This window comes from Vibrio sp. 1874 (genome assembly GCF_033344395.1).
Classification (GTDB): Bacteria; Pseudomonadota; Gammaproteobacteria; order Enterobacterales; family Vibrionaceae; genus Vibrio; species Vibrio alginolyticus.
The window spans coordinates 26847-51108 of record NZ_JAWPOR010000009.1; the positions used below are offsets into that span (position 1 = coordinate 26847).

Annotated in this window: 19 protein-coding genes; 13 read left to right on the top strand and 6 right to left on the bottom strand. The window is 42.9% G+C overall.

Annotation, left to right across the window (positions count from 1 at the left end; translation table 11 throughout):
- Nucleotides 1-185: 185 nt before the first annotated feature.
- The 3 genes from R8N46_RS15990 to R8N46_RS16000 all read left to right on the top strand — a co-directional run bounded on the left by R8N46_RS15990 (nucleotide 186) and on the right by R8N46_RS16000 (nucleotide 3470).
- A complete protein-coding gene (locus R8N46_RS15990) occupies nucleotides 186-809 on the top strand; it encodes a LysE family translocator (RefSeq protein WP_025766704.1) in 624 nt (207 codons plus the stop codon).
- Between the two features lie 212 nt (nucleotides 810-1021).
- On the top strand, nucleotides 1022-2566 hold the full coding sequence (locus tag R8N46_RS15995; protein ID WP_053350580.1) for a YjjI family glycine radical enzyme: 1545 nt from the start codon (nucleotides 1022-1024) through the stop codon (nucleotides 2564-2566).
- Between the two features lie 22 nt (nucleotides 2567-2588).
- The gene (locus tag R8N46_RS16000; protein WP_031778972.1) at nucleotides 2589-3470 is read left to right on the top strand and encodes a YjjW family glycine radical enzyme activase; all 882 of its coding nucleotides are present in this window, start codon (nucleotides 2589-2591) and stop codon (nucleotides 3468-3470) included.
- A 19-nt stretch (nucleotides 3471-3489) separates the two neighbouring features.
- Here R8N46_RS16000 and R8N46_RS16005 read toward each other — a convergent pair whose 3' ends face one another.
- Complete coding sequence (locus R8N46_RS16005; protein ID WP_005377737.1) at nucleotides 3490-4428, bottom strand: LysR family transcriptional regulator; 939 nt, start codon at nucleotides 4426-4428, stop codon at nucleotides 3490-3492.
- Between the two features lie 411 nt (nucleotides 4429-4839).
- On the opposite strand from R8N46_RS16005, the gene R8N46_RS16010 reads away from it, so the two are divergent.
- Entirely contained in the window at nucleotides 4840-5610 is a 771-nt protein-coding gene (locus R8N46_RS16010; protein ID WP_005377734.1) for a TerC family protein, read from the top strand.
- 160 nt (nucleotides 5611-5770) lie between these two features.
- On the top strand, nucleotides 5771-6373 hold the full coding sequence (locus tag R8N46_RS16015; protein WP_005377733.1) for a 2OG-Fe(II) oxygenase: 603 nt from the start codon (nucleotides 5771-5773) through the stop codon (nucleotides 6371-6373).
- Between the two features lie 54 nt (nucleotides 6374-6427).
- Here the strand turns inward: R8N46_RS16015 and R8N46_RS16020 are convergent, their stop codons facing one another.
- Nucleotides 6428-7693: an HD domain-containing phosphohydrolase gene (locus R8N46_RS16020; protein ID WP_025766702.1), complete on the bottom strand. Its 1266-nt coding sequence runs from the start codon at nucleotides 7691-7693 to the stop codon at nucleotides 6428-6430.
- Between the two features lie 635 nt (nucleotides 7694-8328).
- Here R8N46_RS16020 and R8N46_RS16025 point away from each other — a divergent pair.
- The 8 genes from R8N46_RS16025 to R8N46_RS16060 all read left to right on the top strand — a co-directional run bounded on the left by R8N46_RS16025 (nucleotide 8329) and on the right by R8N46_RS16060 (nucleotide 18975).
- A complete protein-coding gene (locus tag R8N46_RS16025) occupies nucleotides 8329-9522 on the top strand; it encodes an iron-containing alcohol dehydrogenase (protein ID WP_054574120.1) in 1194 nt (397 codons plus the stop codon).
- Between the two features lie 161 nt (nucleotides 9523-9683).
- Nucleotides 9684-10889 (top strand): aromatic amino acid transport family protein, encoded by a 1206-nt coding sequence (locus R8N46_RS16030; protein ID WP_033905238.1) that lies wholly within the window; start codon nucleotides 9684-9686, stop codon nucleotides 10887-10889.
- Nucleotides 10890-11163: 274 nt separating this feature from the next.
- Complete coding sequence (locus R8N46_RS16035) at nucleotides 11164-12288, top strand: HD-GYP domain-containing protein (protein WP_213972484.1); 1125 nt, start codon at nucleotides 11164-11166, stop codon at nucleotides 12286-12288.
- 87 nt (nucleotides 12289-12375) lie between these two features.
- Nucleotides 12376-12594 (top strand): hypothetical protein, encoded by a 219-nt coding sequence (locus tag R8N46_RS16040; RefSeq protein WP_005377723.1) that lies wholly within the window; start codon nucleotides 12376-12378, stop codon nucleotides 12592-12594.
- A gap of 324 nt (nucleotides 12595-12918) precedes the next feature.
- A complete protein-coding gene (locus R8N46_RS16045) occupies nucleotides 12919-13683 on the top strand; it encodes an ABC transporter ATP-binding protein (RefSeq protein WP_115385953.1) in 765 nt (254 codons plus the stop codon).
- Nucleotides 13684-13694: 11 nt separating this feature from the next.
- Nucleotides 13695-14579 carry an iron-siderophore ABC transporter substrate-binding protein gene (locus R8N46_RS16050; protein ID WP_005377718.1) on the top strand — a complete coding sequence of 295 codons (885 nt, stop codon included), beginning with the start codon at nucleotides 13695-13697 and terminating at the stop codon, nucleotides 14577-14579.
- Nucleotides 14576-16552, top strand: coding sequence for a Fe(3+)-hydroxamate ABC transporter permease FhuB (gene fhuB / locus R8N46_RS16055; RefSeq protein WP_115385954.1), 1977 nt, complete (start codon nucleotides 14576-14578; stop codon nucleotides 16550-16552). Before R8N46_RS16050 ends, fhuB begins: the two co-directional genes overlap by 4 nt.
- Nucleotides 16553-16752: 200 nt before the next feature.
- Nucleotides 16753-18975, top strand: coding sequence for a TonB-dependent siderophore receptor (locus tag R8N46_RS16060; protein WP_115385955.1), 2223 nt, complete (start codon nucleotides 16753-16755; stop codon nucleotides 18973-18975).
- 42 nt (nucleotides 18976-19017) lie between these two features.
- Here the strand turns inward: R8N46_RS16060 and R8N46_RS16065 are convergent, their stop codons facing one another.
- The 4 genes from R8N46_RS16065 to R8N46_RS16080 all read right to left on the bottom strand — a co-directional run bounded on the left by R8N46_RS16065 (nucleotide 19018) and on the right by R8N46_RS16080 (nucleotide 24098).
- On the bottom strand, nucleotides 19018-19566 hold the full coding sequence (locus R8N46_RS16065; RefSeq protein WP_017820633.1) for a hypothetical protein: 549 nt from the start codon (nucleotides 19564-19566) through the stop codon (nucleotides 19018-19020).
- 250 nt (nucleotides 19567-19816) lie between these two features.
- On the bottom strand, nucleotides 19817-21592 hold the full coding sequence (locus R8N46_RS16070; protein WP_042522895.1) for an ABC transporter transmembrane domain-containing protein: 1776 nt from the start codon (nucleotides 21590-21592) through the stop codon (nucleotides 19817-19819).
- Nucleotides 21593-21595: 3 nt separating this feature from the next.
- Nucleotides 21596-23335: an ABC transporter transmembrane domain-containing protein gene (locus R8N46_RS16075; RefSeq protein WP_115385956.1), complete on the bottom strand. Its 1740-nt coding sequence runs from the start codon at nucleotides 23333-23335 to the stop codon at nucleotides 21596-21598.
- Nucleotides 23336-23606: 271 nt separating this feature from the next.
- Complete coding sequence (locus R8N46_RS16080; protein WP_104979150.1) at nucleotides 23607-24098, bottom strand: prepilin-type N-terminal cleavage/methylation domain-containing protein; 492 nt, start codon at nucleotides 24096-24098, stop codon at nucleotides 23607-23609.
- Nucleotides 24099-24262 lie beyond the last annotated feature (164 nt).

The window sequence follows — 24262 nt, forward strand, 5'->3', positions numbered from 1 at the left end:
ATACAACAGGCTTTACATCCTTGCATGTAGATCGTATTTTATTTGCATAACTATCTATTAATTTTTTCTAAGTTATTTAGATGCAAGATGGTTATTAAGACCTCGGCTTCATGGATAGAAACCGGGCGATAAAATAGTTCTATACACAATGGGCTATAAACCTCATTTTGCTGGAAGGGATGCCAATGCAAATAGATACATGGATTTTTTACACTCTTGCTATTCTCGTGCTCACAGCTTCACCAGGACCAAGCTCACTGTTGTGTTTAAGTAAAGGAGTGAGTAGTGGGTTTCGTATTGCTTTCATGACTGCGCTTGGCAGTTTGTCTGCGATTACGATCATCCTTACGCTCTCATTTACCGGGCTGGGAGTTGTCATTGCTTCATCTGAGTTAGTTTTTAATATTATCAAATGGTGTGGCGCCGCTTATTTAATCTGGTTAGGTATTCAAGCGTTGCGCTCATCTCAGACAGATTTTAATAAAACGGCAACGACTCAAAGTTCCGCGACAGCGTTTAGCGCGTTCACTAGTGGTTTCATTGTTGGCGCTAGTAATCCCAAAGCGATAGTCTTTTTCACCGCTTTGTTTCCTCAATTCATAGAACCTTCCGCACCGCTACTGTCTCAATACGCGATTTTCGCGTCTACATTTGTGGTTTTTGAGCTTAGCTGGCTAACATTTTATGCATTGTTAGGGGTAAAAGCCTCCGATTGGTTGTTTGTCGCTGGAAGAGCGAAGTTGTTTAATCGTTTGACTGGGGGAGTATTTATTGGTGCAGGCGTGATGTTGTCGACGGCAAACCGATAAATAAGACAGACTTCGGTACGCAGTTAGGTTTTCCCATATAGTAAGTTGGAATGCGCTAATTTAGCTTTGTCTTATTTCCAGAATGGAAATAGACGTTTTGTTTATTTTCATTAGTGGCAACAGCCAAGCAGGAGTAAAATCACGTTACTCTTTAGGGGTAGAGCTCGTATTTTGTCTTGTGGGCTTGTGGTTACTTTGTAGGAATATCTTAGATGACAAGCCTTTCTAAACTACAACAACGTTTTCTAGATATCGCGACCGACGTCCGTCTTTCTCCAAAACAGAAGTCGAGTTTTTTAGCTTTAGAGGCTGAAGCGTGCATTCCTTACATGACCGTATCTCCATCACTGAGACAAGCAATGGATGAAGGCATCATCTGCGATATGTTTGAAGGTCATGCACCGTTTAAACCTCGCTATGTGTTGCCTGATTACGCTAAATTTCTATCGCAAGGCTCAGACTATTTAGAGTTGTCTCCGGCTGATGATTTCGATGATGCGTTGAACATGCTGACCATCATTTACCATCATGTTCCTTCGGTAACGAACATTCCGGTTTACTTAGGCCAGTTAGATGATGTCTTGTTGCCTTACATAGGCGACCTAACAGAGAGCCAGATTTACAAAAAGTTAAAACATTTTTGGATCATGCTGGATCGCACATTGCCAGATGCGTTTATGCATGTGAATGTCGGACCGACAGACAACATTATTTGTCGCACTGTTTTAAAAGTAGATGCGGAGCTCAAGCAGATCGCACCGAATCTCACCTTTATGTACGACGAGACAGTTACACCTGATGATTTACTTCGTCAAGCGACACAGAACATTTGTGAATGCAGTAAACCGCATATCGCCAATTACCCAATGCACACGAAAGCCTACAACGGCTCACGCTTTGGTATTGTAAGTTGCTACAACTCGCTTCCATTAGCAGGTGGCTCGAACACATTGGTGCGAATGAATTTAAAAGAAGTTGCAAAACGAGCATCAGACTGTAACGACTTCTTAAACAGTGCGTTGCCTTCTTACCATCGATTAATGGTCGAGCTCATAAACGCAAGAAGCACGCACTTGCATGAAAAATCGAACTTCTTTCAAGGCTTTTTGACGCAAGAAGGGTTGATAAAAGAGTCCTATTTCGCGCCAATGTATGGCGTTTACGGCATGGCCGAAGCGGTAAACCTTCTATTTGAAAAAGAAGGGCAAATAGGGCGATACGGAAAAAATGATCGAGCAAATACTTTTGCTCATGATGTTTCAGCAACACTGGCTAAACTGGTGGACTCAACCCCGGTGAAATATGGTTTAGATGGCAAAGCGCTCTTACATGCACAAGGCGGCATTAGCTTAGATCATGATGTTACGCCAGGTGTACGTCTGCCTTATGGTGCAGAGCCAGACCCTGTCACTTATGTACAAGCAACGGCGAAGCATCATCAGTATTATCGTGCGGGTATCAGCGATATTTTGACGATTGATGAAACGGTGAAATCTAACCCAGAAGCGATGTTCAATTTATGTAAAGGGGCACTAAATGCTGGTTATCGTGAGTTTACCGCGAATGTCACTTCAAATGACTTAATTCGCGTGACAGGCTACATGATCAAACTTTCAGATGTCGCGAAATATGATAAAGAAGGTTCGAGAACCAACACGACGTTTCTAGGTGCAGAAGCAGCAAAAAATACCAAAATTTTAGAACGCTCGCCACGTGTGGTGAGTCATGAAGTAACACCGACTTACACGCAGGCATAAGTTCGGTTTAGGAAAGAACAAGATGTCTAGACGAAGTGGAAGCCTTTTGGCAAAAGTCACTCGTATCCTTCCTTTCTCTTGTGTTGATGGGCCAGGAAATCGTCTAGTCATCTTTCTACAGGGTTGTAACTATCAGTGTTTGAACTGCCACAATCCTCACACGATAAACCATTGTAATCATTGTGGTGAGTGTGTGAGTGAATGTTCAGCAGGCGCATTGAAGTTCGACGAAAACAACAACGTTGTTTGGCTTAAAGAGGAGTGCACCCACTGCGATCATTGTATAGAGATATGTCAGAACCAATCTAATCCAAAAATTACTGACTACTCTGTAGTAACAATGCTCGATTTGATACGCAAACATCGCTTTTTCATCAGTGGTGTTACTGTATCCGGTGGGGAATCTACCTTACAACTTCCTTTCATTATTGAGCTGTTTAAAGGGATAAAACAAGATCCTGAATTACGGCACCTCTCTTGTTTCATCGACAGTAACGGTTCTTTAGCGGTTGCTGGTTGGCAGCGTATTCTACCTTTTCTGGATGGCGCAATGATCGATTTGAAAGCGTGGCAGACGGAGACGCATCAGTGGCTAACTGGGCGTGATAATCATCGTGTATTTAAAACCCTTCAGTACCTTGTTGAGCACGAAAAATTGTACGAGGTCCGCTTACTGCATATTCCCCAAAAAAGTGATTTAGATATAGAAATCGTAGCAATTGGACGTTACTTGAGTACTCTTCCTGAATCGGTGATTATACGTTTAAATGCCTTTCAGCATCACGGAGTAGTGGGGGAGGCGTTAACTTGGGATATGTGCTCTCATCATGATATCGAACGCTTAAAATCAGAGCTTCGATGCTACGTGAGTAACCCTATCACAGTGCCGACAGTACTCACGTAGTACCGTTGTTTATCTATGCTTACGCATCACAGGCATCTAACATGGCGCAGGCGTCGAGTAATTGTTGCTGCAACCATTTTAAAGCGGGATCGTTTAAGCTCGCTTTGTTCCAAACGAGGCTGTAGGCTACCTGTCCGTAATCGAATGGAAGAGCTTGTTCAACCAAACCTTTTGCTTGCATTGCCGCTCTTGCCCAAAGCTTGGAGCATGTGAACAAGTAATCCGAGTGCTGACACATCACCGCAGCTGAACCAAAGTCGGCTACACGCATGGCCAAGTTTCGCTTTGAATGCCTTTGGGTGAGATTTTGCTCAAAATAAGGTTGTGACAGATCTTTATCATGAATACCGATGTGTCTTGCACAAAGGTAACTTTCAACAGATAAGGGTTGCTCAGCGAGTGGGTTCGATGCTCTCATTAAGCAAACCATTTCGTCTTTCAAAATGGTTTTCCAGACCAAGTCTTTATTTTGTGTGGGTGGTTGGCTGAGATCGTGAGGAAGCAACAAAAAATCCACTTGACCTCTTGCTAATGCATCGAAGCTCATTTCCTCTTTCGCATGGACATTCAAGTGCGCGTGGTTGCTCAGTTGTTGGGACAAGTGCTGTAGAACTGGCGCAAAGAGCTCAAATGAACTTTCACGCATTGCTAATGAAAAACTACCTTGATAGTAAGCCGGATTGAAAGAGCCTTGATGTAATAATCCATTCATACTGGAGAGTATGCCATGGATTGATGGGCCTATATGCAGCGCAAATGCTGTCGGCACTAAGCGAGTGCCATCACGGTAAAAAAGGTCATCCTTTAGCGTTTCGCGCAACTGTCCGAGCGTTTTACTGACGCTCGATGGTGTTACACACAAGCGTTCTGCCGCAAGTGTGACGCTGTGAGTGGTTAACAACATATGTAAAACAGTTAGATGTTTAAGGCTTATACGCGAAAGAGCAATGTAGTCCATAAATAGCATGGTTTCTTATGATTTTTGGCAGTATATCAGCATGAAACAAATTTTTACTATTGTTTATCTCGGAAACACGCCTGTTTCTCTTTGAGCTCAATGCATTTAATGGGTTGCATAAGGGTTGATGGTGCTTATAAGTCTAGAAATTTATCTTAGTTTTGTTGGACTTTAATGCTTTCATTTATTCAATTCTAAAGCTTCTATGTAATTTTAATCAATTTGGAGGAGTTGATTGATTTGTACACGAATTAAACTTGTTCCTTGTTAATTAAAATAGATATTGTTTTGTTGATTGTTTGGTGATTTACTCATGATCCCTCAGTAACAAAGGTATAAATAATTAATGGACGACCCCTTTAGTCGACAAAACCCTTCACCATATGTCTTCTTATTATTGGAGACATGCTCATGCTAGAACTTTTTATGCAACCAGAAGCTTGGGCTATTTTCGCCACTTTGTTTGCGCTTGAAGTTGTCTTAGGCGTTGATAACGTCGTTTTTATCTCTGTCTTATGTGAAAGACTGCCGCTGCACCAACGTAAACTGGCAAGAAACCTTGGTATTGGTCTTGCTGTTATTGCTCGTATTGGTTTAGTGTTTTCAATCTCTTGGATCATGCAATTGACTCAACCGCTATTTTCTTTGGCGAACCAAGCGTTTACCGGAAGAGACGTCATCATGATTGCGGGTGGTGCATTCCTCTTGGCTAAAAGCCTGAAAGAGTTGTGGAGTTGGTTAAATCACAACGAGTCTGCTCACTCAACTCACGCCCGTACTGGTTTAGCGGTAGTTCTGTTGCAGATTGTTGCCGTGGATGCTGTATTCTCGATGGACTCGGTGATAACCGCCGTTGGTTTGACAAGTGATGTCCCACTTATGGTCGCAGCGATTGTTTCTTCTGCTATCGTGATGGTCATGACAGCAGAAAAAATCAATAACCTGGTGTCGTGTTACCCTGGTTTTAAGACACTTGCTTTGTTATTCCTCGTTTTGTTAGGTGGTTTATTGATGGCAGAAGGCTTCGAAATTCATATCAACAAAGGTTATGTGTATTTTGCGATGGCATTCGGCTTAATTCTGGAACTTTGTCATATCCAGTTAAAAAACAAACAACGCCCGACTATTAAACGTCTTAGTCCGTTGCGAGTTCATCCAACGAGATTAGAAGCTCGTCAATAATAAAAGATATTGCCGCTCATATGAGCGGCATTTTTATATTCGTCATCACCTATTTTTGCTCTCTTTTTATTTTGTTGTCGTTTCGACAAAAAATCGCATTTGTTGTGAGGTTGAAGATTTTTTATATAGACCGCCCAACTAATATGAGTGAACGACAATAATGGATAAAATGATCGATGCGTTAGCAACCCATGGCTACTACATCTGGGATGATTTTCTTTCTGAACAAGAAGTGGCTCAATTACGAGACTGCATTCCAAGTAACTGGAAAAAAGCGCGTATTGGTCGTAATGACGATGTGACTCGTATTGAGTCAATTCGAAGTGACAAAATTCAATGGTTATCGCCCAATATGGGGCACGCGGTTACTTCTTACTTAGATAAGATGGAAGAAATACGCCAAGAAGTGAACCGTCACTTGTTTCTGGGGCTTTTTGAGTATGAAGCTCACTTTGCCAAGTACGAGGAAGGGGATTTCTACCAAAAGCATCTAGATTGTTTTAAGGGCAATGAAAACCGTCGATTGACAACCGTTTTTTACATGAACGAATCTTGGACGGAAAAGGATGCAGGTGAATTGGTGGTTTACGATCTAAATGATAATAAGATAGCAACCATCCCTCCTCAATCGGGACGCTTACTTTTATTCTTATCTGAGCAATTCCCGCATGAGGTTTTACCGACCAATGCTGAGCGTTTCAGTATTGCAGGTTGGTTCAGAATCAATGGTGTGCGAGACAATGTACTTGATATTGCAAAATGATTGGTTTGCAACCAGCATAAAATCAGCAAAGGGCGTAGATACGCCCTTTATCGATTAAACATTAGTTGATAGCTCGTAACACTCGGTCATGTTTCGCTCTAGCACTGCATAGACGTCAGAACAAAGTTCTTGTTTAGCGACTTGCTCACCCATAATCGCGGCGATTTGTGCTTGAGCCATTCGTCCTCGGTAGGGCCGGTCCTGAGACAGAGCTTGAAAAACATCGGCAACCGCGACAATACGCGATGGTACATCGAGTTCGTCTCCTGTTTTATGATAAGGATAGCCAGAACCGTCCAAACGCTCGTGATGATTAGAGGCCCACTCCGCTATTTTAGCGTTGGGAAACACTTTGTGTAATGCGAGCTGAGTATCAATTGTATGGCGTTTAATACGCGTATACTCTTGTTTATTAAGAGAGCCTTCTTTATGAAGAATCTCATCTGGTGTTTTTAACTTTCCGATATCATGCACCAACCCAGCAATAAATAACATCTCTTGGTCGTGCTCACAAAACCCAAGCTTGATGGCTAGATACCGAGATAACTCCGCCACTTTTTGCGAATGTTGATAAGTAAATGGGCTTTTTGCGTCAACAATTCGAGCGATAAACATTCCCAAACTATTCATATCTTGGATGGTGAGCTGTTTTTGAAGCCAATCAATGCTTTTAAAGTTTAATCCGATGGTTTCTATATTTTCAGACTCCATCGCGAACCAAAATGCGTCGGTCATAACGAGCTTAACCATTGCCTTAGCCATGTCTGGATTAAACAAAGTTCCAGCGTTTGCCATGATGCACTCTGCAATTAGTTCTTCATGAAGAGTGACAATGTCACAGTGGCAGTTCATGACGTATTTGGAACGCATAAAATCGAGACGGTCGGCTAAATAGAGTAGGGCAGCGACCTCTTTTTCAAAAGGCGGTAAATCAAGATATTTTAGTTCACTCCAATGTGTATGGTGGTAAAGAACAGGTGTAGCAAACTGACGCAACAAACGACACTGCTTGAGGCTTCGGTATCCTCTTAAGCAATGTGTTTTTACATCTTGTGGCACCAACTCCTCAAGTAACATTTTATGTTCTTGTGTTTCGGAGACCCCACAATCGTGGATCATCCCTGCGAAGTAGCAAAACTCCGCTTTTTCTGGTTCCCAGTTCATGACCCGAGCACATTGGTAAGCGATGTAAGCGACACGATGGCTATGGTGCGTATCATCAACACCGACATAGTCGAGTGCTCGAGCAACCCAGATAAGTGCTTGTTTCAGATCGACTTCAAAGCCCATGTCCGTATGGGAATGGCAAGAATGATTCATGGTTTATACCGACATTGCTAATTAGCCCACGCTAAACCCAAATCAGAAGGTGATAGGAAAGATTGGGTACGACAGCGAATAGACCCCAAAAAGGTGGGCGTTTAGACATAGTTTTGATTATGGGCGGGATAATAATCCTAGTTGCATAATAATATCACCTGAAGCTCATGGTTAAGAGTCAGATATTTGAACTAAGTATAAGTTTTGAAAGATTATTGTTGCTCTTGTTGACTTATTTGAAAACGACAATAAATCATGATGTAACGCATTCTTATTTTTATTTTTATTTTTGTAAATCGTGTTCGGGCTCAACCAGAGACACACGGTATTGATGTGTGATTAACAGAATTTATATTGTTGTTCTTGAAGGCAAAAAATAAGAAGACTTCTTCGAGGCTTGCTCTGTAACTAACAGAGTATTAGGTAAAGCAGCTTGTTAACAACATGACAATAGAGCGTCGTTGAAAATATTTTCTCTGTAGCTCATGTTGTTGAGGAAAGATAATAAAATGGTACGGCTTCCCAGCGATGTTAGCCTTTTTGGTGAGATAAGTTTATTGAAAATGTGTGATTGCAAAGTAAGCATAGGTGGTAAAAGTAGCTAGAATGATAGCTCTAAATGAAAAGGATTTCGTATGTTGAAGCATCGTTTATATCGGACTTACACCGCAGGGTTAAAAATAGCAGCCCTTATCCTTCCTATGCCGAGACCAACCTTGTTTTCCGGCCCTGGTTCGATGAATGAGCTATTAGAATCGATGGCCGAGCTGGGATTTAAACGCGTTTTGTTAGTAACCGACGAAGGGTTAGTCCAAGTCGGTATTGTAGATAAGGTGCTTGAGGCAGCAGCACAACTCGATTTACAGTTAGATGTTTTCTCGCAAGTTAAGCCCGATCCTACCTATGATCAGGTTGAGAGCGGTCTAGAGGCTTATCATCGTTTTCATTGTGAGGGCATATTAGCTTTGGGTGGCGGCTCTGCAATGGATTGTGCAAAAGTTATTGCTGCGAAAGTTACCAATAAACGGCCAATAAAAAAATTAGCTGGACTATTGAAGGTATGGCGAATGCCAGCACCGCTTTTTGCTATTCCAACAACGGCTGGAACCGGAAGTGAAGTTACTATCGCTGCGGTCGTGTCAGATCCCTCCTCACACATTAAAACCCCTTTAATGGATCCAAAGTTGGTGCCACTAATGGCAGCTTTAGATGCGAATTTAATGATTGGTTTACCTCCTAAGATCACGGCTGATACTGGCGTTGATGCATTAACCCACGCTATTGAGGCCTATGTATCGAAAAACGCTACTCAAGAAACGATGGCTTATTCGGTTGCCGCTATTAAACTCATTTTTAAATATCTTCCTAGGGCTGTGATGCAAGGGGATGATGTCGAAGCTCGTCATAAAATGGCTATGGCATCCTATTACGCGGGTTTAGCATTTACCAAAGCGAGTTTGGGTTATGTTCATGCCTTTGCTCACACATTCGGTGCGAGATATGGAATACCTCATGGTATGGCAAACGGATTAGCCTTGTTGCCTGTGCTGCGCTTTTCATTATCAGAGATTGAGCCTCAACTAAGAAAGCTCGATGAGTTGACGGCCGAGGGGCAGTTAGGTAACGCAAGTGCTCAGCATTTTTTGGCGAATCTGGAGTCCTTGTTTTCAACTATTGATATTGAGCAAACCAGTGCGCTCATTCAACGTGAAGATGCTGATGCGCTTGTTGATTTAATTCTGAAAGAGGCGCACTGGAATTACCCTGTTCCCAAGTTCATGAACAGGGAAGAATGCACACAGTTATTGTTAAATATCAGTAAGGTGTAAATTATAGTTTACATGTGTGGTTTTTTATCCTTACACTTTGCTTGATCTTCTGCTAAAGATCCTACAATATCGACGGCAATACAAATATGGTGTTGGTTTCGGTCCGCCGTTGCCCGATCTAATACTGATAATTTCTAATAAAGTGTAAAGATTAATATACAATGAGTCGTTCTAAAGTATTCGGTAGTACGCTAATTATTGCGGGCACTACAATAGGCGCTGGTATGCTAGCGCTTCCACTTGCCTCTGCCGGCATTGGTTTTTCAACTTCTATTATCATCATGCTAGGCTTATGGGCTCTGATGGCTTTCACTGCCTTGCTTATGCTTGAGCTCCATCAACATGCGGAGAGTAGTGCTACACTTCATACTTTGGCGAAACAGATCCTAGGTCAAAAAGGCAAGTGGGTGGCAAGTTTTGCGATGTTGTTTCTTTTCTACTCATTATGTGCAGCGTATATCGCTGGCGGTGGTGCTCAGTTCGGAGACCGCCTTGCACAATGGTTTGACCTCGATATTTCAGGGCCTACATCAACGATAATCTTTACCTTGATTGTGACTTTAGTTGTGACAGTGGGTACCGGTACGGTCGATAAAGTAAACCGAGTTCTGTTCGCGATGAAGCTCATTGCGATGGTTGCGGTGCTTTCTTTTCTTGCTCCAAACGTTACGGAATCTTACTTGTTAAGTATGCCAATCGAACAAGGCCTTGTTGTAGCGGCGATTCCGGTGATCTTTACTTCGTTTGGTTTCCACGGAAGTATACCTGCAATTGTGAATTACTTAGACGGTGACACTTCTTCTTTACGCAAAGCCGTTATTATTGGTTCGACGATTCCACTCGTTATTTATATCTTTTGGCAAATCGTGACGTTGGGTGTGGTTAGCCAAAGTACGCTTGTTGAGAACGGAGGGTTGAGCGCACTGATTGGTCAACTATCTCAGACAGTACACCAATCAAATTTGGGTAGCATTGTTGGTGTGTTTGCTGACTTGGCATTGTTGACATCGTTCCTTGGCGTGAGTTTGGGTCTATTCGAATTTTTGGGTGATACCATCAAAGGAAGTAACGATAAGCCTAATCGTTTGATTGCGGCACTAGTGACGTTTACTCCACCGCTAGGCTTCGCACTTTTCTATCCTCAAGGCTTTATTATGGCTTTGGGCTATGCAGCGATTGCCTTAGCGATTTTAGCCATCTTTTTGCCTTTGGTTATGGTGATCAAGGTTCGTAAATCGGATGATTTTACTGGGGAGTACCGCGTCGCAGGTGGTCAAGGTGCGTTAGTGATAACGGGCATCGCTGGCACTGGCATCGTATTCGCTCAGGTGTTAATTACGCTGGGTGTGCTTCCTGCTCTAGGCTAGTTGTTTAGAACGTTCTTTGAATAACTTCTAGTTACTGAATCCATCGTAATCAATCAGTATTGTTAGGCCAACGAGTTTCGCTCGTTGGCTTTTTTAATCTGGATCAAATTACCGTAAGATATCCGGTGAAAAAATTGGTAGAAATGTGCTTTTATTTCGTACACTTAAGTTGTGGTATATCGATAATTTAAGTGGAGAAAACCGCTCAAAATACCATTGAATTTGCAACACAATGAGCTTTTCTTGTTTCTCTGCTTTGGTGTGGAGGTGAAGCATGGCGCACCGGAGTTTTTACCCGTTTGCAAAACCGCTTAACGAGCAACTGCAAACGCTAAAAGGCAGGATGCAGGCGCACTTGCCATGTATTGATAGGGTGTCATTTGCAAAATATCACCCAGACCAAGATGTGCTCAAATCATTTGCAGAAAGTGAGTTCGACACTTGGTGTTTAGCCCATCACGAATCAGCATTCCGTAAACTCCACCACCTCAATATTGCCTCTAAAAACGCGGTTCCTCGTATCGTCGAAGACCTTCATGATGTTAAGCACTGTCCTCGGGTTCAAATTTTACTCAAACACGGATATCAGTCGTCGGCTGCTATTCCTTGTTATGACAATAAAGCTTTTACTGGTTTTGTATTTTTGAACTCCACTCAACGTGATGCGTTTAGTTTAGAAGCGCTGAATGGTCTTAAACCTTATTTCGAAATGATTCGATTTGCGGTTGAATCAGAAACTCAAGTAGTCAATGCGATAGAAACGCTAGCTAACCGAATGCAATGTATGATGCCAGGCTATTCACCTGAGTATTACGCGCATACCAAACGCATGAAGTACTACAGTCAAATTATCGCAACGCAGTTAGCGGATCGTTATCACCTGAATGACGAAATGGTCGAAGATATTGGTATTTTTGCTCAGTTCCATGCGCTCGGTGATAGTCAGCTGCCAGTTGAAATTGCTAGCCGCCGAACAAATTACTCTCAAGAACAAGAGGCGATATTGATTCAACATATTGAGCGTTGTATCGATTCAGCGGATGACATAGTTGCCCGTATCGGAAATCCGGTTCACCCGAGTGTGACTTTGTTTTTGCAGATGATTATTTATCAGTACGAAAATTTAAATGGCACTGGTTATCCGTATGGTTTAACCAGTGATGATATACCAATAGCCGCCCAAATTACGGCTGCCGCAAATGCCTTTGATTTTATGACAACGCACCATCCGTATAGACAAGCGTGGTCCATCCCATACGCATTGTTAGAACTTGAAAAATGGGTATATCAGGGATGGTTATCTCGAGAATGTGTTGATGCTCTGCGAGAGCATCAAGGTTATATAAAGCAAATCATCCACAAATATCCCGAGCACTATACAGGCTTGGGGTTAATGTGAAGAGCAGTAACAAAGTTGAAATGTTGACGAGGAGGAATATTTAAACAATACTGTTTTTATATACAGTAATAAGTTTGGAGGTGAAGTATGTTGTGGGAAACCCTTGAAAGAGTAAACCGCTTACGCCAACAAGCACTTGCAAATCCTGAGTTTGTTGAGTCAGCAAAAGAGCACGAACAAGCACTTCAGGAGCAAGAATACCATTATCAAACTAAGAAAAAGCGTTCAGCCAAAGACAAACAAGGTAAAAAGTCGCTGGCCGATATCTATAAAGAAGTAGAGTTTGGCGCTGACGCTCGTCATTAATGTATTCACTGCGGCATTTTTCATTTCTTCATACGCTGCAGTATTCGTTCAAATTTATGCGAGAGCAGTGGGAGACCGCTGCTCTCGTTGACCTGCCTATAATTTACTAATGAAGTTCAGCAGAGCAAATTATCACTAACACTTAGCAATTCTCTCAATGATCTTGTTTATGTAATGATAATGACAACGGTTTGCATTTGTATCTTTGTTGTTATATAAAACCTCCCTTATTAATCGTTCTGTTGAATAAGAACGGCAAACGTGATCAACGAATGAGAGCTTTGAATAACTGTTATTCGTAAATGGCTATTAGGTGAAGTAGGGATGTTGGAAGCTAAAGCACTCCAGTTTGAGATTGAAGGCAAGTCATTGCTAAAAGCGTTTGATGTGACATTTGAACCCGGAAAAACATACGCCCTTGTTGGACACAATGGTTCAGGAAAATCCACATTGTTAAAGTTGCTGGCACAGCAACAGCAATACACAGCTGGTGACGTGGTTCTGCATGGAACGAGCATTAACGATCTCTCAGCGAAAAAATTCGCCCAACATATTGCCTACTTGCCTCAGCATCTTCCGGTGACCGACAGTATTTTAGGTCGAGATTTAGTCGGTTTTGGTCGTTATCCATGGCATGGTTTACTTGGACGTTTGAGTAAGAAAGATCACGACATTGTTGAAGAAGCAATGGCGATGACAGGCACACTAAAATACGCAGATCGCTTAGTGGACACGTTATCTGGAGGAGAGCGTCAACGTGTGTGGCTAGCTATGCTGTTAGCCCAAAAAACCGAGTATATGCTTCTTGATGAGCCTTTGTCTGCGCTAGATATCAGCCATCAAGTAGATATGTTGAAGCTTATCTCTAAACTCAGTCAAGAACTGGGTTTGGGCGTTATTATCGTATTACACGATATCAACTTGGCTGCACGATTTTGCGACTACATCGTTGCATTACATCAAGGTGATTTGATTGCACAAGGCAATGTTGAACAGGTGTTTACTGAACCTAAGTTGAGGGACATATATGGGATAGAGATGATGATCTCTGACCACCCTGCGGGTTATCCGGTGGCGATGCCAAGCTAAAGGTTGGAATAATGAGCAGTACAAACACTCGACTTAAACATTTCTCTTTCGCTCTCTCACTTAGTGCGCTTTTGGTCAGTTCTTTTCAAGCACTAGCTGACGCATCACCTCGGGTGATGTCGGTTGATTGGACACAAACTGAAACGATGTTGGCTTTAGGGGTCGTACCTGTAGGCGTTGCTCAAGGGCAAGATTACGATGCTTGGGTAAAATCGCCACCGTTACCACCTCAAACGAAGGATGTAGGGTTAAGAACTCAACCCAATATAGAGCGCATTTACGAGCTCAGACCTGATCGTATTTTTATTGCCCCGTACTTCTCCTCAATGAAGCATCGCTTAGTTGATATCGCCCCGGTTACCACCATTGACTTATATGAAAGCGGGATTACGGATTGGTCGGTACTTACCAGTTTCACTCGGAGGTTTGGTGAAGAGCTGGGAAGAGAGGCGGAAGCAGAGGCGCTTATCCAACAATATGAAAAACGTTTGTCTTTATTAAAACAGCGTATAAATAAAGGCCAGCCGCCACTTCTAATGATTCAGTTTATGGATACAAAGCACGTACGTGTTTTTGGTCAAAATAGTCTTTACTCCCAGGCTATCGAAAAGATTGGGCTGAGTAATGCATGGAATGAAAAGACGAATAGCTGGGGCTTCAGCCTAGTTGGCATCGACAAGTTAGCTGGCATAAAAGCTCAAATCGTTATCGTAGAGCCATTACCTTATGGTGGAGCGGAGCAGCTCTCTCAAGACCCATTTTGGCAATATGTTGTTCAACAATCTGGTGAAAAGGTCATGCAAGTCGCGCCCGTTTGGAGTTTTGGTTCTATGCCTTCAGCCCTCCGTTTCGCAGAGTTAGTTACGGCGAGTAAGGTCGAGGAGTTAACACAATGAAAACGATGCCTTTAAGCTTTGTGGTGTTACTTTCGGCATTTACCTTTTCTATTGGTGCTTTCCAATTGTACCAAGTAAGCTCATTTTCGTTAGCTCTAAGCAGTTTATGGGAGCCTAACTTTCAATCTATCGATTCTGTTTTACTTCACTTTAGCTGGTGGCCTCGAGTCTTCACCACGATTATATCTGGTGCTGGATTAGCGGTTGCTGGGGTATTGATGCAGCAAGTGCTGCGTAACCCTCTCGCTTCACCCACGACACTTGGTGTGGCGAGTGGTTCAAGTTTTGCTTTGATGTTAGCTACGCTATTCGCACCTTGGATGTTGGATATCGCGCCTAATTTGGTTGCTCTCATCGGCGGTGTGATATCGATGGGGTTGGTGATGCTGTTGTCATGGCGACGAGCGTTATCTCCAACGGTTGTCGTCGTTTCTGGGTTAGTGATAAACCTGTACTTTGCATCATTAAGTACGGTTATTCTGATGATGAATACCGAAAAGCTGAATGGGTTAATGATATGGGGAGCCGGTTCGCTTGTTCAGAGTGGATGGGGAGATTTCTCGTATCTTGCACCTCGAATCGCACTTGCTACGGTCGTTGCATTTGTGATTGCAAAGCCGTTAAGTCTGTTGGAACTCTCCGAGCAAGGTGCCAAGAGTTTAGGTGTCTCGTTAGCTAAGTTGCGTTTTGTCTGTCTTGGGCTTGCGGTGTTAATCACTTCTTGGGTGGTTTCTGCCGTAGGAATCATCGGTTTCATCGGGTTAGCGGCGCCAGCGATTACTCGATTGATAGGTATCAATAAAATCCAGCATAAGCTTTGGGTATCAATGCTGATTGGTGCCATGTTATTGACTTTAACCGATTTGGTTATTCAGCAACTGCCAGGGCTAATGGCGAGTTTTATACCAACGGGAGCAGCAACGGCTGCATTGGGCGCTCCGTTACTGTTATGGCTGTTACCTCGTTTATCACAAAAGACGCAGGGCCATACTCAAACAGTGTTAACTCGACACCGTCAACATGTTTACAAGCTAAACCCTAAAGCGATCTCATTGGCGTTGATCGGTACGTTAATTTCCGTTGTCCTTTTTGCCACGGTTGCTGTGCAAAATGAAGGGTGGACAAACTTATTTGCTAGCCAAAATTGGATTTTTTTGGAATGGCGCGCACCTAGATTATTTGCAGCAGCAATTGCGGGGGCAATGTTGGCGATTGCTGGAACCATGATTCAACGCCTAAGTGGAAACCCAATGGCAAGTCCTGAAGTGATCGGTATCAGTTCAGGGACAGCGATGGGATTGATCATCGCGATGTTTACTGGGTTTGGTTCGTCAATTTTCACTCTTTCTCTAGGCGGGCTCGTAGGCGCATTAGCGACGGTATTAGTCATTGTGCTGCTAAACCGTAAGTCAGGCTTTCAGCCGGAGCGTATTTTGTTGACTGGTATTGCGATAACCGCACTGATGAATGCAATACAGAGCTTTATTCTAGCCACTGGTGACCCAAGAAGTTATCAAGCATTGGCTTGGTTGTCTGGGTCTACCTACTATGTCTCGGTTGAAACGTTACTCCCATTGTCTTTATCTGCGCTTGTCTTTAAAGGGTTGAGTTTTCTCTGCGTAAGATGGCTAGATATTCTTCCTGTCGGTGCCGCTTCCTCTAAAGCACTTGGAATTCGAGTTGATCGTTCACGCGCAATACTGCTTCTTTTAGTTGCTTGTCTCACGGTCAGTGCGACATTGGTTGTTGGCCCGATTAGCTTTGTTGGGTTGTTGGCTCCGCATTTAGCTCGCTTATTTGGTTTTAACAAAGCGTCACAACACATGTTATGCGCCGCGATACTGGGGGCAGGGGTGATGTTGTTGGCTGACTGGTTGGGACGACAGGTCCTTTACCCGCAAGAAATACCAACAGGGCTTATGGCGTCTCTCATTGGCGGTTTGTATTTAATGTGGGGTTTACGCCGCTTATAGAAATGAGCTAAGCCTCAACCAAGAAAGTACTTATACAAATAAGCACTCGTAGTGGCATTCGTAACCTATGCGAGTGCTTTATGCAAAACCTCTGGTTTGTCTTTTACGGAAACAACTGGCGATGCCGTAACTCGCTTTTCTTTCAGCGGTCGCTGAAGTCATGAAGGGTTGGTTTGGCTGCCGACAAAAAGGAGAAGAATATGACTCGGCAGTTTATGCTGACACCAACGTCGATGGCGGTTGTATTAGCTTTATCAACGCCAAATGTCTTGGCTCAGGAAGATGAAAATATAGTTGTGATTGGACAGCAGCAAGACAGTGCAGTTGGTCCTGATTTTAGTTATCTTGGAGCGAAGAGTCGGGCAGCGACGAAAACTGATATTGCCATCAATGAGACTCCAAGAGCGGTGTCTGTTGTTACGCGAGAGCAAATGGATGATCGTGCCTCTATTAGCATTTCTGACGCGCTACAGTACACACCAAGCATTCAAACTAACTATTTTGGCGAAGATAACAAGCAAGATTGGTTTATTATTCGTGGTTTTAAACAGGCGAACAGCGGGTTGTATCAAGATGGTACCCGTTTATATTCTTCTGGCTTCTATAGTTGGCAAATAGATCCGTTTGCGTTAGAGAGGGTTGAAGTTTTACGTGGTGCAGCGTCTGTTCTTTATGGGCAAAACCCTCCAGGTGGGGTTATCAATGTTGTCAGTAAGCGACCTCAATTTGATGGGGGGTCAGGACTTGTATCTTTGGAGTACGGTTCTGAAGACCGTAAACAACTTTCTCTTGACGTAAACTCTGAGGTGAGTGAGCAGCTAGCTTTCCGCTTTCAAGGGTTAGCGAGAAAAAATGGGACGAGAATTAGTGGGGTAGAAGCAGAGCGCATTCTTCTCTCTCCATCGATGACGTACAAATTTAATGAGACGTCTGAAATTACCTTTCTAACGAGCTATCAAAAAGACGACTCAGATCCTTATCTGCAATTTTTGCCAGTTGAAGGAACGTTAACGCCAAACAAAAATGGAAAGATCAGTGATAGTTTAGCGATAGGCAATCCTAACTGGGAGACGTTTGAGCGTGAGCAGGTGTCTTTAGGCTATGAGTTTTCTCATGCATTTAATGATACCACTTCATTTGCTCAAGCAGCTCGTTACAGCGAAATGGATGTTAAGCTAAGACAAATGTATTCGTACGTTTACTCGGCTGACGTGCCTGCGTTGGGGCCGGTTTTGGACCCATCAAATGAACGCAAAACCATACTTCGGGGTGCTTCAACAGAAGATGGGTCATCTGATGCTTTTAATATCGATAATCGTTTGATGCACCAAGTAAATTGGCGAAGTGTTGAGCATAACTTGATGTTGGGCATAGATTTTCAAATGATCAGTATCGATGGTAAAGATTTTGCCAATGACCCTATCGTTGCTAATGGTAATGCATTATTAAACACACCAATGGGAGCTTTGCCCGATCCTAGGTTTAATGTATTTAATCCTACTTATTCGGATAACATAATGTTACTCGATCCGAATACGCTACAACCATTGAGCGAAACCGATAAACAAAGAACGAAAATCGATAATCAGCAGCTCGGCGTCTACTTTCAAGATCATATGCTGATCAACGATAAATGGGCGATGTTATTGGGCGCACGTTACGACGATACAAGTAATGAAGTACATAATGTTACCACGGGTGCTCGCACGAAAGTCGATCATGGAGAGTGGACGTTTAGCGTGGGAACGGCTTATATTTCTAATTCTGGCTTCACGCCATACTTTAGTTACTCTCAGTACTTTGATCCAATTATTCAAGAAGACAGCAATGGTAAGCCAGCGAAGCCTGAAAGCGGTGATCAATTTGAAATCGGTATGAAATACCAACCGGATTCATTTGATGGCTATTTCAATATTGCAACGTATCGGGCAACAAAAGAAAACTTGGCTCGTATCTACTTGAGTGAATTAACGCAAATAGGAAAAATAGAAAATAACGGCGTTGAGTTTGAAGCTGTAGCTAATGTGACACCATCCTTAACATTGATCGGGAACATTGCGTACGTTGATGCAGAGATAAAAGAAGACATCAATAAGGCATGGGTTGGCAAAACACCTTCCCAAGTGGCGAATACCGTATCATCAGCTTGGGCACATTATCGTTTCTTTGATGGACCTCTTGATGGCTTTGCTGTTGGCTTAGGCGCGCGCTATACAGGTGAGTCATACGGAGACAATGAAGAGAGACTAAAAGTACCAAGTTATTTCTTAATGGATGCGACGGTCAGTTATCGAATCGGCGATTACAAGCTACAAGTCGCAGCTAAAAACATCGCGGATAAAAAGTACATAGCGACATGTGATGGTTTTTGTTGGTATGGCGACCGACAAAATGTTATTGCAAGTTTAACTTACGACTGGTGAGTTAACGTATAAATAAACACCCCTAACTTTAGGGGTGTTTATTTAGAAATCGGCTTTACGGACAAAGTGCGGGTTTTTGTACTTTTTCTGCGGACCAAACGATGATACGACAAGTTTGTTCCATAATGTTTTGTCAAACTCACCCTTTGGAATCGAAGGGTAGAGGGTTTCCTCTTCTTCTCTTGCAAAGTTCATATATTGTTTCTTTTTAATTTGATTGTACTTTTTGGCGATCTGGTTATGTTTTCTTACCCACTCCAGCTTGTAATTGTGGAGCACTTTTTCACCATCTTCGAGACTCATTCGAGATAGGAACAGTCGCTTGTATGAGACCTTTCTGTCCAGCATTGTGCGCATAACGGTTTGGATATATTTACCGTGATGCGTAATGGTAATGTCGTTTTCATCAACAGGAGTGACACACCAGCCTTTAGGTAAAAAGTCTGGCTTCTTAAATTGCTTATTACGCTCCATTAGCGCCTGATGTAAAACTAAATCAGAGGTGCCGCGGAACGTCTTTTGCCATTTACCGATACGAATTTGAATCGAACCAGGCAAGCGATAGATGTTAGTAAACTTATCTTTGTCCATGGACTTGTGTCATGAGATTAATGTGCATAATTAGAAAGCGGAATTCAGCCCAATGCCACAGGCAGTAGACTTAAGTACCGTACGATTTTACAACGACCTTGCGTGATATAGCGAGGGGTTATGTCAATAATAGGTAAGAAATAGAAAATTAGTTCACATTATGAAGAAATTGGAAGCTTACAAGGCTAAATTTTGAAGTTACACCAATTATGCCCATGCCGACTAAATAAAAGAGGGCACGGGCATAAAATCACACCGCTTCTTCGAGTTGCTTGGTGTCTTCTTCAATCTGTTGTAGGTGTCGGTTTGCTTGCTGTAACTGATACATTTGAGCATAACGACCATTTTGCGTTAAGAGTGCTTTGTGTGTGCCTTTCTCGACTAACTCCCCATGATGAAGAACAATGATTTGGTCTGCATCTAGGATAGTTGACAGCCGATGAGCAATAACAACGAGCGTCATGTCTTGTCTGAGTACCGCCAAGCTCTTTTGGATTAAAGCCTCTGTTCCTGAGTCAATATTTGCGGTTGCTTCATCTAATATCAATATCTTAGGTTTTACCACAAGCACACGTGCTAACGCCAAAAGCTGTTTCTGACCCGCAGATAAATTAGTTTCGCCTTGACCTAACTGCGTGTCTAGCCCGTTAGGGTAACGATGAATTTGTTCTGCCAAACCTACCTTGTCTAACGCATCCCATATTTGATTGTCATCAACCGCCCGACTGAGAGAGATGTTTTCTCTGACTGAAGCAGGGAGAATATGTGGATCTTGTTGGACCATTGCCACATCTTTGCGAAGTACGTCTTTCCCTAATGTTTTAAGTGGACGACCATCTATGAGCAGTTCGCCACATTGCGTTGGATAAAAGCCCATTAACAGTGACGCTAATGTGCTTTTACCGCTTCCTGTATGCCCGACAAGCGCGATAAAGTCTTGGTGGTTGGCCTTCAACGAAATGTCTTTTAGGACGTCCTGTTTACCATCGTAGCTAAATGTGAGATCTCTAAGTTCGATAGCACCTGACCTTAATGGTTGATGATTGTCCCCGTAAGTTTGTTCTTTCGCGTCAATTAATTCAAAAACACGTTCGCTTGATACTAACGCCTGCTGAAGTAGAGCAAGTTGCTGAGTCATCTCAATTAGTGGTTCAGTAACTCGCGCAAGATAACTGATAAATGCATACAGTACCCCCACACCAATCAACTCAATACCATTAAAACCAAAGATCGCAACCAAGCAAAGCAACGCAAGACCAGCGAGTAAGTCCATTAATGGTCTTAGCAGATAGCCGTTTAGCCGAATCACTCGTTTAGATGCCACCAGATGCTCTGCGGTTAGCTCGTTGAACTGTTTATTAAAACGCTCTTCTTGTTGCATTAATTGAATGACACTCATCCCTTGAATGGATTCACTCAGATTCGCATTTATATCGGTCAATAGGTCACGCATCTTTCGGTAGCTTTCTGTACTTAGCTGCTTAAACAAGTACATAAAGCCGATGACGATCGGCAGCAATACAAGCACAACGAGTGTGAGCTTCCAACTCATGAAAAACATAACGCCAAGCATTACGACAATCATGACCACGTTTTTCACCACGGTCGCGATCAAAAGCTCATAAAATTGCTGTAAAGATTCCGTATCGTTGGTGATTCGCGACACCAATTTTCCAGCAGGAGTGTAATCAAACGCAGATAACGGCTGCTTAATCACGCCAGAAAATACTTGCTTACGAATCGCTTTGATCGTGTTAGCCGCGACAATGCTAAATTGCAATGACTGAAAATACTGGAATGTTGCCGATACGATCTGAAGAGCGATATAACCTACTGCTAGCGAAATCAGAACATTTTGTGAATAGTCACCTTTAGCGATGTGCTCATCAATGAAATATTGAATCAACCAAGGGCCGCCGGCGCTAGCTAACGCTGCAATAAACAGCAAGGCGAGTCCTTTAATCATTGGCTTTGGTTGAGATAATGGGTAAGACATTAACCGTTTAAACGTGCTGGTCTGGTTCATTCATTATTCCTCCATCGCCTGTTCTAGTTTTTGGTACTCGAACATTTCGGCGTACCATCCCTGATGCGCTAATAAAGCGCTATGTTGCCCACGTTCAGTAATGTGGCCGTGATTCAAGACAATGATCTCGTCTGCTGCTTCCAATGCGGTGAGGCGGTGCGCAATAACGATTAGGGCTTGATCACGGTAGTGTGTTTCCAAATTCTTAAGGATTTGATGTTCGGTCCGTCCATCAACAGCGGAAAGTGCATCGTCCAAAACCAACACTTGGGCATTCAGCAGCATAGCGCGTGCTATCGCAATACGTTGTTTTTGCCCGCCGGAGAGTGTAATGCCTTTTTCACCAACTTCTGTTTGGTAGCCTTCAGGAAACTTTTCAATATCGTCATGTATACAGGCTAACTTTGCTGCTCTATAGACTTCTTCTTTCTCTGCATTAGGGTTGCCTAAGGCAATATTGTCGAAGATAGATTTGGAGAATAGAAACGGACTTTGGTTAACGACAGCAAAACGGTTGCGCCACTGTGGAAGTAGGGCATCCTTGATCTTGACATCACCGAATTTAATTGAGCCGTTTTCTAAATCATGTTGACGCAAAAGTAGTGTTAACAGGGTCGATTTTCCGCTTCCTACCGGCCCTGCAACTCCCAACATTTTTCCGGGTTCCAGTTCGATGTTTACTTCCGTCAAAGCGGGCGGTAAATCACTAGACCAATGGAAATCGTCGATATCAATTTTTAACGGAAGTGGTTTATTTTCTATTGGCTTATTGCCACTGATAATTTCTGGCTTTTCATCAAAGATCTCTTGTAATCGGTTCCATGCAGCAGAGCCTCTTTCTAAAATGTTAAATAGGAATGCGAATGCCAACATCGGCCATATCATCAACCCTAAATACATCGTAAATGCGGTCAGATCACCAAGCGTGATCTCACCTTTATCAACAAGGTAAGCACCAGCAGCGACACTAAGAAGGAAAGAAAGACCGATGGTTAACTGAATTGCCGGGTCAAATCTAGCATCGACTCTTGCGACAGCGATGTTCTTTTCGCCAGTATCATCCACAACCTCTTCAAAACGTTGCTGCTCTTGGTTTTCTAATCCGAAAGCACGCAGCATTCGCACGCCATTAAGTGACTCTTGTGTCATGTCTGACATGGTAGAAAAGGCTTCCTGAGCGACACGAAAGCGTTGATGTAGGATACGCACAATAAAGAAGATGATGATGGCAAGAAATGGCATTGGAAGAAGCGCCATTACGGTGAGCTTCCAGCTTACTTGCGTTACCATAATGATTAAAACCGCAATACCAGTGATCAAAGAGTCTGCGGCGGTTAAAACCCCTTCGCCGGCTGTCATAACGATATTACGCACATCATTAGTGCCACGAGCCATCAGATCCCCCGTCTTGTAACGTTCAAAAAAACGAGGTGGCTGTGTCGATAAATGCCTATATAGACGGTTACGTAGAATGGTCCCGAGCTCCCAGCTTGCGCCGAAAAGCCAAATTCGCCATAAGATGCGACACCCATAAATAGTAAAGATCAGTACAGTTAACCCTGAGAGCCATAGAATCAGCGTATTTGTATCTAAAGTGTTGTCTACGACGCCGTCAACTATGATGCCAACTGCTTTGGGCGGAACAAGCTGTAGTGCTGATATCACAGCGAAAAGCAGAATGGATCCGACATAGTGCCTCCACTTTTGTTGGAAATACCAACGTAGCTGCCAGAATATTCTCATTACGCCTCCCGCTTTAAATTATTGAATTTGTTATAGAACTATTATTGAGCGAAATGATGAGTTTACAAGCACAACTTATAGGCGGGTTTAAAAACGATAGATTGTTTCAATTATAGCCATGTGTCGGCGCAAATTACTGGGTTTATCTCTATGAGCTCATTGTGCGACGACATTATGTGAAATAGTTGTTAATGATGGTTTTGGAGCCATTACCTTGCAATAACGATGAAGACACCAAAAGTAAAAGTGTTACTGCCACTCTCTATGGGAATTAGCAATCGTCAGTTTGTATTTTGTATTTCACTTGGCCACCAGGAGTTTCTGGGTAGTAAACTTCGACATAACACATATGTTCTGGACCAACAGGCTTGTTTGCAAAACCAATAAGGAAGTAGGGCTCGTCTGGGCTGTCTACCCCATACCAAGTGTTGATAGTGAGTTGCGGATCAAAGCCTGCTAGCTCTTTTGCTGGAATAACATTTTTGATAAATCCAAAGTAACCAATTAGGTCGTTATGGCCGTCATTATCTAGATCAATGTTATATTGTATGCCGCCATCTACTGTCTCTTGAGATTGAATCACTGCTTTGGTGTAGACAAAGTTGTTGGCGGTCATGAGTGCTTCTCTGGCTCCATATAGAACCGACACCCTGGCATCTTTTTGTAAGCCAAGAAATTTAGGAAATGCAACGACGCTTACAATACCAAGAATGATGATGCACACAATGAGTTCAATAAGAGTAAATCCTTGAGAGCGACGCACAGCCTTTCTCCATGTTTTAGAAACGAATAGGCGGCTATTCTGATATAGAAACTTTCAGGTCAAGTATTAAAAAAGAATGATAGTAAGAGATCGGGATTGCAAATCTCAAATATAAAACAAGTTGCTTATTTTTGAGGTAGGGAGTGATTTTGAGAAAAACCAAG